We start from the raw sequence: 13,101 nt of genomic DNA on the forward strand, positions 1-13,101 counted from the left end.
TAGAACCCGCAAAGGCCGTGCACCGCCGGGCCGGGCGGGGTCGACGACGAACACAGGTAGACACCCTTCGCGGGTGTTCGCCATGGTCTGGCGGAGATGACGGGACGCTTGAGTAACTGCAGCAGGGTCACGGCTCCGGCACTGAAATCCCCGCCCACATAATTGGGGTTGTAGATGCTGTATTCCTGAGCCGTGATGGTGTTGCTGGCCAGAATAACGTCGCGGAAGCCGGGAGCGAAACGCTCAATCTGCGCCGTGATCGCCGCTGCCATGTCGACCGTGGAGCCTGCGGGAACATGCGTGTAGGTCCACAGCACATGCTTGCCCTCAGGAGCGCGGGTGGAATCGTGCGGCGTAGGCTGACTGAGCAGAACGTACGGATTGGTGGGATGCTTTCCGGAGGCCACCTCCGCCTCTGACCGGGCGATCGCGGCCCGGGTGCCGCCCAGATGCATGGTCGGCGCGAGAGCCAGTTCAGGGTTGCTCCATGGCACGGGTCCGGACAGCGCGAAATCCACCTTGCAGGCAGCGTTGCCGTATTTGAACGCCGCAAGTTTCCGCAGGTACTCCGCCGGCAGCTCAGGACCGGCGATGCGTGCCAGTGAAGCTGCGGAAACGTCCAGCAGGACCGCTTGGGCTCCGGTTTCGGCGCGGATTTGGGCCAGCGAGGAGACGGGGGCGTCCAGGACAATCTCGCCGCCGTGGGCCAGCAGGTCTGCGGCCATGGCATCGGCGATGGACTGCGAACCGCCCCGCGGCACCGGCCAGCCGCGGCCATGCGCATGCGCGCCGAGCAGCATTCCCGCACCGCCGGTGGAGAGCCGGGGCATCCTGCCTATCGAGTGTGCGTTAACCCCGCTGATCATGGCCGGGGCAATGTCCTGTTGAAACCTCAGATTCCACAACGGGGATCCCTGTTCCAAGGTCCGGAGACCGTAAACAAGCGCCGCCAACGGGTTGCGCGGAATCCGCAGCAGTTGGTTTTGCGTGAAATCAGTGACGCCATCCAGGAGCCGCAGAACCGGCGCGAACAGGTTCCGGTACGCATCGCCGTCACGTCCCAGGCCTTGTGCGGTTCGGTCAAGGTCCCGGTAGGCAATTCCGGCCCGACCGCCATCCAGAGGATGCGCATAGGAAATGTCCGGCACCATCAGGTCCACCCGCTTGTCCAGCTCGAAAGCCTGGAAGAAGGGCGAAGCCAGCGCCATCGGGTGCACCGCCGAGCAGACATCGCTCAAAAAGCCGGGGAGGGTAAGCTCCGTGCTGCGCGCGCCACCGCCAAAGCTTGATGCCTTTTCATAGACGCGTACCTTTAAACCCGCGCGCGCCATGGTGAGCGCGGCGGCAAGACCATTTGGGCCGGACCCTACGACGACGACGTCGGTCATGACCCGCTCCCCGCTCCAGACGCGTCCTGCTCAACTTTGCTCCGCGCGGACGTGCTCATTCCAGCCCGCAGTCCCATGCGGCCACGGTGCAGGGCACCGCGTGCCCGCCGGCGCAGCATCAGTGCCCGGGACAGTAAACGGAACCTGAGGACCTTCACCGGCAGGTCAAAGGTGGTCGGCAGGACGACGACGTTCCGGGAAAAGTTCCGCTTGAACGTCGTGACGTTAGCCAGCGAAGGGTAAGTCTCGCTTACGATTCCGGTGAGGCCGCAGCTGTGGTTGCCGTTGGCCTTGAGCATCCGAAAACTCTCCCACAGCAGCAGGTAGGGGGCAAAGGACTTGCGCGCTGCTGCGGAACTTGCCGCAAAGTAATAGACCGAATATCCGCGGTACTCCGTGGTGATCAACCAGCACAGGGGAGTCGAATCCAGATAGGCCACGAGCAGTTCAGTACGATCCGCCAAGGTGGTCAGCAGTGTCTCGTAGTAGCGCGAAGTAAAGGCGGAAAAACCGTCCCGGGCCGCGGTTTCACTCATAATGGGGAACAAATCCCGGTGGAACAGCTCTACTCGTTCCGCCCGGTCGATGATGCGGACTTCCACTCCCGCCCGCGTGGCCTTCCGGATGGATTGCCTCGCGTTCGCACGAAAGCTGGCGAGCATGGCTTTCTCATCCTGGGTCAGGTCCACGACAATCTCCCGGTCATACCACCCCGGTTCCAGAGCCCTTGCCACGGGGGGCTGTGGGTGTTCCACCTGCAGGCGCACAAACACCGGGTCTACCCGCGGATCCGCGGCGAACTGGGCCCGAACGGTGTTCAGGAACCGCCCTTCAGCTGCCGGCGTTCGCGGGGAAAACCAGACCGGCCCGTTCACCACCACCATGGAGGCACGTAAACGCCGGGTCGAATACAGGTAGCTCGCAATGGCTGCCAGCGTCCCGTCGGAGTCGAAGTAGCCGAAGATACCGGCCGGTCTGCGACCCGTCCCGCGCTCAAATTCGGCCCACTGCGGTGTCTGTTCCAGCGGCACCACAGTGTCGGGGCAGGAGGCAATGAGGTCCTCAAAGCGCGCCGCGTCCAGCTCTTCAATACGGTAGTGCTGGCCATTCACGGGGTATGCCCTCCTTGGGCTGATGCTGCAGGATGCGACTCATCAGCTGCTGCTGACGCGAGACGGATACCTGCAGGAGTTGGATGGGCAGTGGCAGGCGAAAGTTGGCGGACCGTCTTCAGGTTACCCGAGCGCGACCGGGCAGCGGCAGGATGAGCCGGTCCGGTGACCGTTCCAGCAGCCCTCCCTGCGGATCATCGGCACCGGCGCGGCGCACCACGTCGTAGGCCGGATGGACGATATCCCGGATGACAAGTGCCATGACCACCAGGGTCGCAATCCCACCCAGCGCAGCAGCAAGGACAAAGTACGGCATGTCTATGGAGTGCTGGGCGTTTCCATCGCCGAGTTCGCGGCCCAGGAACAGCTGCCAGGCCAGGAACTGCAGGATCTGGAAACACTGCCACAAAAGCGCGGTCCGCCATTTCGGCCGGGCCAGAGCCAGCAGCGGGATCAGCCACACAACATGCTGCGGCACAGCATGTTTATCCACCAGCGAATATCCCGCCACCAGCAGGAAGGCAAGTTGAGCCATCCGGGGACGACGAGGCGCCGCCAGCACCAGCCAGGCGGTGGCAAGCAAAATCAGGACCCCGAACACTATCTCCACCGAGTTCGCGCCGGAAATAGTTAGGGATTCATGGCCGAGACGCTGGGCCACCAAGTTATAGGCACCGTAGAGCGATGAAGGCGTCGCCGCATCTGCCATCCGGTCGGTGAAGTACGCCAACCAGGAAGCGGGATTGAGCACCAGTATCGGAAGGGTCAGCGCTAAGGCTGCAGCAGCGGCTGCGGCAGCCGTCTCCAGGAAGGGCAACCAGCGCCCGGTCCGCAGGGACAGCAGGAGCACAGCCAGCAGAATCAGCATTGCATACGGCTGAGCACAGCTGGCCAAGCCCAGCACTGCGCCGGCGGAAAACGTGCGCCGGCGGGCGAAGAGCAGCATTCCCACGGCAACCAGCGCCACCGCCCACATGTCCCAGCTGGTGAGGGCGGTGAACAACAGCACGGGACTTAGCGCCAGGATTGCCGCGTCCCACGGACGACGGCGGGCACTGCGCGAAGTCGCCACGACGGCTGCCAGCCACATTCCAATGATCAGGCCCGCGTTCAGGTCGAAGAACGCCAACTGTCTAGGCATCCCGTGGCCTGCGGGACCGGTTAGCCAGGCCGTGATGCCGGCGGCAGCACCGATGAGCACGGGGTAATTGAAGGTCGAGCCCGGACTGAAATAGGGAAAGGATCCCGCCAGTCCCTTGGCCTTAAAAGCATTGGGCAACTCTGACCAGCATGTCGTGGAGTACTGATCAGGGGTGCTCCAACCCACTTGACGGCAGTGAAATTTGAACAGCAGCGCCAATAGTCCAGAGACGATCACCAGCACTGTGAGGACACGTTCCACAGTAAAGAAAGCGGGCTCAACAATGCCTGGCGCCGTTCGCCGTCCCAGCGGTCCGCCCACCACTTCAGTCATCCGCCGCAGCAGCGAATCGCCGCGTGAAGGGGACACGATTCCGACGCGGCGGCGGGTCAGCTGCTCGAAATCCTCCATGGTTTTGAGCATACCGGCTGGGTCCTCCCAGCCGGACCGGGCCAGTCGGGTAACGATTGCCGGCTGCGGCCCCAGCCGGAACCAGGAAGCCCACACCGGGTCGGCGTGGGCTTCCCGCGGTTCCGCCACGGCGGTCCGTTGGGAATCGGAACGGAGATCAACATATGCCGCCTCTCCCGCAGAGATAACTGGACGGGTACGAACTACCGAATGTTGATGATGTTAAGTTCGTTGATCTTCCTCAACTGCTCCTCGCGGACGGTTTCGATCCGCTTCTGGTCAATTGGAGAGAAGAAGACTCTCCGGATGGATGACATGGATGGTCTTGAATTCATGGATATTACCTCCTTTCGGCTGGTACTACTGAATCGGTACTGATCATTTCGGTTGCTACTGATTTTCGGCGCGGCAAATAAAGCAATTCCCTAAATCGGATCAAACCTTATTCGGGCATAAAATTGCGCGATTAGTCTTAGGCCTGTTTCCAATGCGGAGTTGATAATGTGCCCGACGGTCGCATCCGCCGGCAGCAGAGGCAGTCCCTGAAACGGGAGACTTCTGTGCAGGAGCTGGATCGCGAATATGGTCCCGACGGGACCTGCCGGGCTAAAGCCAGCCGGTTGGTGACTTTACTGGTCAGCCCTTGAAGGCTGGCCGCGCGGTTGCATAAAGCGAACCGGCGCGCGCAGCGGACAGAGGCCACAGGGTAACAACTACTGAGGTGTGATCATCCGTACCGAACTGTCCGGTCTTCGTCGCGTTCATCATTACAAGGCCTCCTTTTCTCTGCTGCGCGTACATTCAGGCGGATCGCACTGAACTCATAAACAAAGCTACAGCATGGACCGGCAGTTGACCACCATAATCATAAACTTTTTGAAAAAGTGTTGGGATTGGCTCATTCCACTGCGGTGAGGGCCAGAATCCTTTGTTAAAGACCCCATTGTTCAATGGCTGGCGTCCGCTTATCCCAGCCCAAGGTGCAGACCTTCGCAGTGCCCAGCAGAAAATGCCGCCCTTCGACGGCGTCGAGCTGCAGCCAGCGGGCGGTCAATATCCGCAGGAAATGGCCATGCGCCACAAGCAGCGCGTTAACCAGCGTGGCTCCGCTGGCCTGTGGGCCCTGTACCCGCGCAATAATGGCATCTGCCCTTGCGGCCACCTGGTCCAGCGATTCGCCGTTGGGGACGCCGTCCTTCCAGATCAGATAGGCAGGGTTTTTTGCGCGCACCTCTGAGCTGTTGACGCCCTCGTAGTCGCCGTAGTCCCATTCACACGCCTGTGGCTCAACTTCGGCGTCCGGGAAGCCTGCCAGCTCGGCCGTTCGCCGCGCGCGCTGCAACGGCGAGGTCAGCACCAGGTCGAACCTGACCGCCGCCAGGACATCAATGGCGGAGGCGGCCTGTTCTTCTCCCGTCCTGGTCAAGGGAAGGTCCGTCAGCCCGGTGTACTGGCCGCTTTTGGACCACTCGGTCTCACCGTGGCGCAGCAACCAGAGTTTAGGCAGCGGCGGCCCACCCGCCCCCACATCAGCGTTCATCGGGCTCTCCAGGCTCATCCGCAGCCTGGGCCTCGGGTTGTTCGGCCCACCAGTTGCGCAGCCTGCGCTCCGCCTCGGCCCGCCCCAGCGGTCCGTCGTCCATTCTCTCCTCCAGCAGGAACCGGTACGCCCGGCCCACCACCCGCCCAGGCTTAAGGTTCAGCAGCGCCATGATCTGCCCACCATCGAGGTCCGGTCGGATCGCCGCCAGTTCCTCGTGCTCGGTCAAAACCGCTATGCGCTGCTCCAGGTCGTCGTAGGCGAAGGAGAGCCTGTCCGCCTTGCGCTGGTTCCGCGTTGTGACGTCGGAACGCGTCAGCCGGTGCAGCCGCTCCAGCTGGGGACCTGCGTCGGTGACATATCGGCGAACGGCGGAATCGGTCCAGTCGGCATCGCCGTAACCGTAAAACCGCATGTGCAGCTCCACCAGCCGGCTGACAGCTTTGATTGATTCATTGTCAAAGCGCAGCGCCTTCATCCGTTTGGCTGTCTGTTTCGAGCCCACCACATCGTGGTGGCGGAAGGTCACCGCGCCGCCCCGTTCAAATCGCCGCGTAGCCGGCTTCCCGACGTCGTGCATCAATGCGGCGAAACGCAGCACAAAGTCCGGGCCGGGCACCGGACCGTCCTGACCGGACTCCATTCCAGCTGCCTGCTCCAGCACCTGCAGCGAGTGCTGGTAAACATCCTTGTGCCGGTGATGCTCATCCATTTCAAGCTTGAGGGCAGGCACCTCCGGAAGCACCTCGGCGGCCAGACCGGTCTCGACCAGGAGGTCGATGCCGGTTCGCGGAGATGCGCCGCAGATCAACTTGACCAGTTCATCCCGAACCCGCTCCGCGGAAATGATGCTGATCCGTCCGGCCATCGCCGTCATGGCCGCCAGCACGTCGGGGTGGACGGTGACGCCGAGCTGCGAGGCAAACCTTGCCGCCCGCATCATCCGCAGCGGGTCGTCGGAAAAGGACGACTCGGGCGAGGACGGCGTCCGCAGCTGCCCGGCGTGCAGATCCCGTACGCCCCCATAGGGATCAACCAGTTCCAGTGAGGGCAGTCTGAGCGCCATCGCATTCATGGTGAAGTCCCGGCGCTGCAGGTCATCTGCCAGCGAGGTGCCGAACGCCACCGCCGGTTTGCGGGACTCCGGATCGTAGGCGTCGGCGCGGTAGGTGGTGATCTCAATGGTCAGGGCACGTTTGCGCAGTCCGATGGTGCCGAAAGCACGGCCAATCTCCCAGTGCGCATCCGCCCACTTCTTGGTCAGCTTAAGCGTCTGGCTGGGAGTCGCGTCGGTGGTGAAATCGAGATCGGGGGACGTTCTGCCCAGGAAGAGGTCCCGGACCGGTCCACCGACCAGGGACAATTCATGCCCAGCGTCCACAAAAAGTTGACCGAGTTCCAGAACGACCGGGTCTAAAGATGAGCTATCCAGAACTTGCACCATAGTGCAGTTAACAATGCCAGACTTTCTTTCCCGGGCCCGCTGCGGACCCACAGAGGAGCCGACAATCTGTCATCATCGGGGTGCAAAGGTAGTTAGAGTGGACTTCATGGCCCACCCAGTCCCGAGTGCCCCGAAGCGGACGCCGTTGCCTTCGGCAATCGGTGGCCACGTCGCGCCTGGGGTCCATCCGCCGGTTTCGCAACTGCCCACGGTGGAGGAGATTTCCGCCGGTGGTGTCGTCGTGGAACGGGCCGACGGCGAACTTCGAGTGGCGATTATCGCCCGCCTTAACCGCGGTGGCAGGCTGGAATGGTGTCTGCCGAAGGGGCACCCCGAGAACCACGAAAACCACCAGGAAGCCGCCGTCCGCGAAATTGAAGAGGAAACCGGGATCAGCGGGAAAATCCTCGCCCCGCTGGGAAGCATCGATTACTGGTTCACGGTCAGCGGCCATCGGGTCCACAAAACGGTTCATCACTTTCTGCTCCGGGCAACGGGCGGCGAGTTGACCATTGAAAACGATCCGGACCACGAAGCAGTCGATGTCGCCTGGGTCAAGTTGGCGGACCTGCCCAAGAGGCTGTCTTTCCCCAACGAGAGGCGCATCGCCGACCTGGCCCGGGAAGTCCTTCCGCAGGTCCTCTGAACCGGTGGGCTCCGCCTGAGTCGTTATCCACTGACTTTGCCATGGGGGCGCTGCCTGTCCGGATGGACGGATGAGATGATGGTTGGCGATGACAAATCAAGCAGCAGCAGCCCCGGTTCCCGGTCCGAGTGCACGGGAACCCGAAACAGCCGCCAGATCCAGCGCGAACATGGCAGTGGGGACCCTCGCGTCGCGCATCCTCGGCTTCCTCAAGGGCATTGTCCTGGGCGCTGCGGTGGGCGGTTCCCAGGTTTCCGGCGTGTTCGAGGCTGCGAACACCATGCCCAACATCATCTATCTGCTGGTGGCCGGCGGAGTTTTCAACGCCGTCCTCATCCCGCAGATCATCAAGGCCAGCAAGGCCCCGGACCGGGGTGCCGACTTCATTTCCCGGCTGCTCACTCTGGCGGTCATCTTCCTTCTCGCCGTGACAGTACTGCTCACAGTGGCTGTGCTGCCCGTAATGATGGTTACCACGGACTTTTCCGGGTCCAAGCTCGCCTTGGTGACCGCTTTTGCCACGCTGCTGCTCCCGCAGATCTTCTTTTACGGCCTGTACTCCCTGCTCGGCCAGGTGCTGAACGCCCATGGCTCATTCACTGCATATGCGTGGGCGCCGGTGGTCAACAACATCGTGGCCATCGCCGGTCTTGGAACGTTTATTGTACTGATGGGCAGTAACGCCGCCAGCCCGCATTCTATTGATAACTGGACGCCGACCCAGACGCTGCTGCTCGCCGGAACCGCAACCCTGGGCATCGTGCTGCAGTCTTTCGCGCTGCTCTGGCCATTGAAGAAGCTGGGACTGGGACTGCGCCCGCGGTGGGGACTGCGCGGAGTGGGGCTGCGGGCCACCGGGCATATCGCCGCCTGGACAACTGCCACAATGGTGGTGGGAAATCTGACCTTCCTGCTGATTGAAAGAATCGCCACCATCCCGGCGGAAGCAATGGACAACGGGGTGCTGGACAAGGGCGCCATCATTGCCGGTCCGTATGAACTCGGCCGGGCCACTGAGTTGTACATCCTGCCGCATTCGGTGATTGCGCTGTCCATCGCAACGGTCCTGTTTACCCGCATCTCGCGCGCAGCCGCGGCCAAGGACGACGACGGCGTCCGCATGTTTCTCTCACAGGGCCTGCGGACCACCGGGGTGGCCACGGTATTTGGAGCGGTGGCACTGTTGGTCCTCTCGGGTCCCTTCGGAATGCTGTTCAGTGGCGCCAGCCGGCAGACCGCGGTGAACATCGCCATCACGCTGGCCATTCTGGCTGTCGGATCCCCCTTCCTGAGCGCCAATTTCATGATGACCCGGGTCTTCTACCAAAACTCCGTTTGTCATCCAGTGCATCCTCATCGTTTTCGGCGTCGGAACCGCACTCCTGGCGGCTGTCCTGCCCGTCGCCTGGATCGTGTTTGGCTTGGCCCTGAGCTACACCTTGGGCAACATCCTCGCCGTCGTGGTGACGCACGCTTTCCTGCGCCGCAAAATCGGAGATTATGGAACTGCCAGCATTGTGCTGGCGCACCTGCGCTTCATCGCTGCCGCGGCCGCTGCGGGGCTGCTTGGCGCGGGGATTCTCTGGTTGTTCGGCGGTTTCACTGCGTCCGGCTTCTCCTGGCAATCCCGGTATTCGGCAATTCTGGTGATCGTCGTCGTAGGCCCGTGCATGACGGCGGTCTATCTGGGAGTTCTCAAACTGTGCAAGGTTTCCGAACTCGATGACCTGGTGCAACCGCTGCTCGGCAGGTTCAGAACCAAACCGGCCGCCGGGCCGCCCCACGGCGGGTAGCCACGCCGCTTTGAACGGGGTTTAAGCAGTGCATCCGATAGGATCGGAAGCTGATACGACCTGCGCTGATAACCAGTCACAGGCCATGCTTGTCACACCAGGAGGATACGGTGGCACAATCCGTAGACGTCGGATCGATCCTCGGCGGCCGCTACAAGATCACGGCCCGCGTGCTCGCAACGGCCGAACAGGATGTGGTGCTCGACGGCATCGATCAGGTGCTCAGCCGCCCTGTCAGTATCCTGGTGGCCGGCCCGGATAATGGGGACCATCTCAGCCAGGGAGCCCGCGAAGTCGCCACCGGCGAACGGCAGGCGAACCTTCAGATCCTCGACCTGGGCAACAGTGATGGAACCACCTACCTGATCTCCAATAAGAGCTCCGCGGCAGAACTCCTGGACCTGGTGGTACCCACCGCTCCCTTCGAGGAACCGTTTTTCACCGACACGCTTGGCAACGAGATTTTCGGTATGCCTCGTCCCGAATTGCCGCAGGAGTCCGATTCTTACGACTATGTCTACGAGGACCAGCCTCGGGACCGTGACCCGGAACCAGAACGCGGCGGCGGTCCGGCGCGCAAGGGTCGGGAATCTGGCTCGACAGAGCTTTCCGCCGCAAAGAAAGCCTCCAAGCAGGCATCCAAGCCAACGATGCCGCCGGGCGTCGTTCCGCCCGCGGCCGCCGCAGCGCGGAATCCGGGCGCCGCAGCCCAATCCGCCGCCGAGAATCGGGGGGAACCGCAATCCTCCGAGTCCAGCGGCGGCGCTCCCACCCCCAAAGTCACGCTCTGGTCCGACGATGATTACGGCTTCATCAATGAAGAACGAAGCCGCGGCGCGGCGGCCGCTGCCCCACCTGCCGCGGCCCTCGCCGCAACCGGCCGGAAGGCCTCCAATTTCCCAGCCTCGGCGCGGGCCGCCAGCATAGGTTTCGACGACGGCGGCGACGACGGCGACGACGGGAACGGGTTCGAGGATGACGACGAAGAAAACAATCCAAAGGCCGGTGGACGGTGGTTGGTGGGCGCCGTCGTTGCTGTGATCATTGTGGCCGCCCTGATTTTTGCGGTCAGCAACATCAGCACCCTCTTCGGACCGAGCCCCGTTGCCGGCCCGGCGTCGACGTCGTCGTCCGCTGCCGCTCAGCCCACCGATACCGCTCCAGCCTCCAAACCCGCCACGAACGGGGCCAGCACTCCGCCCCCAACGGCGGCGGTAGCGCCCGTCATCGCCTCGGTGACGCGGCTGGTACCCGATGCACCGAACATGGGCAGTGAGTACGACGGAAAGCTGCCAACGACCGTGGACGGCAACCCGGGGACATTCTGGCAAACTCTTGAGTATTCAAACGACAGTTTCGCCGGACTGACAAGCAGCGTCAACCTGGTCGTCGGATTGGTTGCCCCCGCGGACATCAAAACGGTAACGATCAGCCAACTTGGCGGCTCCGGCGGCAGCTTCAGACTGCTGACGAACAACCAACCTACCCTTGACGGCGCCAAAGAGATTGGCACGGGAAGTTTTACCTCAACCGATATCACCCTCACCGCGCCGCAGGGAACCAAGGCTCAATACGTCATCATCAGTTTCACTCAGCTGCCCAAACAGCAGTCATTCCAAACCTATCCGTACGCAGTCAAAATCGCCGGAATCGGTATCAAATAGCCTGCCGGCACCCGGTAGTCTTGACAGAGACAGGTTAGACCCGGGCCGGAATAAGGCGTGCTGCTTCGTAGTTGAGATGGTGGCAAGCCCAGAACGCGTGGGCCCATCGACGAAGGAAGAGGTTCTCCACCCGTGAGCACCGAAGCAAGCCCGGCCGGCAACGTGCGCGACGTCATTATCGTCGGCTCCGGCCCTGCTGGGTATACCGCCGCGGTATACACTGCCCGTGCCAATCTGCGCCCCCTGATGATCGCCGGGTCGGTGACAGCCGGTGGTGAACTGATGAATACCACCGACGTTGAGAACTACCCCGGTTTTCCCGACGGAATCATGGGACCGGACCTGATGGAACAGTTCCAAAAGCAGGCTGAGCGTTTTGGTACCGAAATACTGTTCGACGACGTCACGAACGTTCAGCTCGATGGAGACATCAAAACGGTGACTCTCGCCGACGGTGAAGTGTTTCATGCCAAGACTGTGATCATTTCCACCGGGTCTGCGTACCGGGAGTTGGGCCTTGCGGACGAGAAGCGTCTCTCCGGCCACGGCGTGAGCTGGTGTGCCACCTGCGATGGGTTTTTCTTCACGGACCAGGACATAGCCGTCATCGGCGGAGGCGATTCCGCGATGGAGGAGGCACTGTTCCTGACGAAATTTGCGCGCAGCGTGACGGTGGTTCATCGCCGCGATAGCCTCCGGGCATCTAAAATAATGCAGGACCGGGCCAAGGCCAATGACAAGATCCGGTTCGTCTGGAATTCCGAGGTCAGCGGCATCGATGGTGACAATAAAGTTCACGGACTGCAGCTGAATAACCTGATTACTGGTGTTCAAAGCAGCCTCCCGATCACTGGCATTTTCGTTGCTATAGGCAACGATCCTCGGGTGGACCTGGTCCGGGGCAAACTGGCGCTGACGGACGAGGGTACCATCGCGGTCCAGGGACGCACGTCAAAGACAAGCCTCGCCGGAGTATTTGCAGCTGGCGATGTTATTGATCCTACTTACCGGCAGGCCATCACGGCCTCCGGATCGGGCTGCGTCGCCGCAATTGACGTCGAGCACTATCTGGCCGATCTCGCCTCCCAAACCAACGCTTTATTGACCTCCGTTCTGCAGTCCTGATCAGAAAGAGAAAATTATGAGCAACGCCAAAGCTGTTACCGATGCATCCTTCCAAACTGACGTCCTCGGCTCCGATAAGCCTGTAATCGTAGACTTTTGGGCTGAATGGTGTGGTCCCTGCCGGAAACTGAGCCCGATCTTGGATGAGATTTCCGTGCAGTACGCGGACAAGGTCGACGTCGTTAAGGTTGATGTCGACGCCAATCCTTCCATTTCGGCCGAGTATGGGATTACCTCCATCCCCACCGTGTATCTTTTTCAAGGTGGAGAGCTGAAGAGCACCGTTATCGGTGCACGACCTAAGCAGTACTTCGAGACTGAATTTGCCGACTACTTGAAGTAGACCAGCCGGACTCTGGTGCCGGCACCGCTGCCCATAGGGCGTTCTGCGGTGCCGGTACTTTTGTGAGTTCGTCCCGATCCGTGCCGGACTAAACCGAGAATCAATTATCGCCTGCCTTGCCAGCGTTTCACGTGAAACCGGTAGTCCTTCACCACCAGCCTGCGGCGATAACCCGTCCGACAAATGCGGGGCGAAATTCTAATTTCAATCCCGCGTCGTTTTTTCCGCAGCTCGTCCTGGCTCAGACTCACGCGTTTATCCCCAGTCTGGAGAAGCTACGCACAGGGTTATCCCCAGTTGTGGATTGACACGCAAGCCCAACGGTGTCGTTGACCGGGGCGATCTCACGCCGAGAGCCGCAGCGCGGCCCGCTCTAAGAACGAGTAGCTCTGGCTGCATAGCAACCCTTCCGACGCTCAGGTGGCCCCGGACGATTCCCCTAGCCGCGGTCGAGCCGCCAGTAAATCCCGGACGATGCGAAAAGTAGGTCGTTT

At 61.7% G+C, this 13,101-nt stretch carries 11 protein-coding genes; 5 read left to right on the plus strand and 6 right to left on the minus strand.

Translation table 11 applies throughout. From position 1 onward, the window contains the following. The 6 genes from IV498_RS00580 to IV498_RS00605 all read right to left on the minus strand — a co-directional run. On the minus strand, positions 1-1,388 hold a 1,388-nt coding region (locus IV498_RS00580), incomplete at its 3' end, for a phytoene desaturase family protein (protein WP_269044608.1). Beyond that, positions 1,385-2,500 (minus strand): lipid II:glycine glycyltransferase FemX, encoded by a 1,116-nt coding sequence (locus IV498_RS00585; RefSeq protein WP_269044609.1) that lies wholly within the window; start codon positions 2,498-2,500, stop codon positions 1,385-1,387. The genes IV498_RS00585 and IV498_RS00580, both read right to left, overlap by 4 nt. A 118-nt stretch (positions 2,501-2,618) precedes the next feature. Further along, a complete protein-coding gene (locus IV498_RS00590) occupies positions 2,619-4,181 on the minus strand; it encodes a glycosyltransferase family 87 protein (RefSeq protein WP_269044610.1) in 1,563 nt (520 codons plus the stop codon). A 74-nt stretch (positions 4,182-4,255) separates the two neighbouring features. Beyond that, positions 4,256-4,387 (minus strand): hypothetical protein, encoded by a 132-nt coding sequence (locus IV498_RS00595; protein WP_269044611.1) that lies wholly within the window; start codon positions 4,385-4,387, stop codon positions 4,256-4,258. A 596-nt stretch (positions 4,388-4,983) separates the two neighbouring features. Then, a complete protein-coding gene (locus IV498_RS00600; protein ID WP_269044612.1) occupies positions 4,984-5,592 on the minus strand; it encodes a histidine phosphatase family protein in 609 nt (202 codons plus the stop codon). Beyond that, positions 5,582-7,036, minus strand: coding sequence for a CCA tRNA nucleotidyltransferase (locus IV498_RS00605; RefSeq protein WP_269044613.1), 1,455 nt, complete (start codon positions 7,034-7,036; stop codon positions 5,582-5,584). Before IV498_RS00605 ends, IV498_RS00600 begins: the two co-directional genes overlap by 11 nt. Before the next feature lie 106 nt (positions 7,037-7,142). Here IV498_RS00605 and IV498_RS00610 point away from each other — a divergent pair, with 106 nt between their 5' ends. The 5 genes from IV498_RS00610 (at position 7,143) to trxA (ending at position 12,607) form a co-directional block, all read left to right on the plus strand. Beyond that, positions 7,143-7,682 carry an NUDIX hydrolase gene (locus IV498_RS00610; protein ID WP_269044614.1) on the plus strand — a complete coding sequence of 180 codons (540 nt, stop codon included), beginning with the start codon at positions 7,143-7,145 and terminating at the stop codon, positions 7,680-7,682. 88 nt (positions 7,683-7,770) lie between these two features. Further along, a complete protein-coding gene (murJ, locus tag IV498_RS00615; RefSeq protein WP_269044615.1) occupies positions 7,771-9,408 on the plus strand; it encodes a murein biosynthesis integral membrane protein MurJ in 1,638 nt (545 codons plus the stop codon). Between the two features lie 177 nt (positions 9,409-9,585). Beyond that, the gene (locus tag IV498_RS00620; RefSeq protein WP_269044616.1) at positions 9,586-11,139 is read left to right on the plus strand and encodes an ABC transporter substrate-binding protein; all 1,554 of its coding nucleotides are present in this window, start codon (positions 9,586-9,588) and stop codon (positions 11,137-11,139) included. A gap of 132 nt (positions 11,140-11,271) precedes the next feature. Continuing rightward, positions 11,272-12,264, plus strand: a complete 993-nt coding sequence (gene trxB, locus IV498_RS00625) for a thioredoxin-disulfide reductase (RefSeq protein ID WP_269044617.1) — start codon at positions 11,272-11,274, stop codon at positions 12,262-12,264. Between the two features lie 16 nt (positions 12,265-12,280). Beyond that, positions 12,281-12,607 (plus strand): thioredoxin, encoded by a 327-nt coding sequence (gene trxA, locus IV498_RS00630; protein WP_269044618.1) that lies wholly within the window; start codon positions 12,281-12,283, stop codon positions 12,605-12,607. Positions 12,608-13,101: the final 494 nt, after the last annotated feature.

This window comes from Paenarthrobacter sp. Z7-10 (genome assembly GCF_026932795.1).
GTDB lineage: Bacteria > Actinomycetota > Actinomycetes > Actinomycetales > Micrococcaceae > Arthrobacter_M.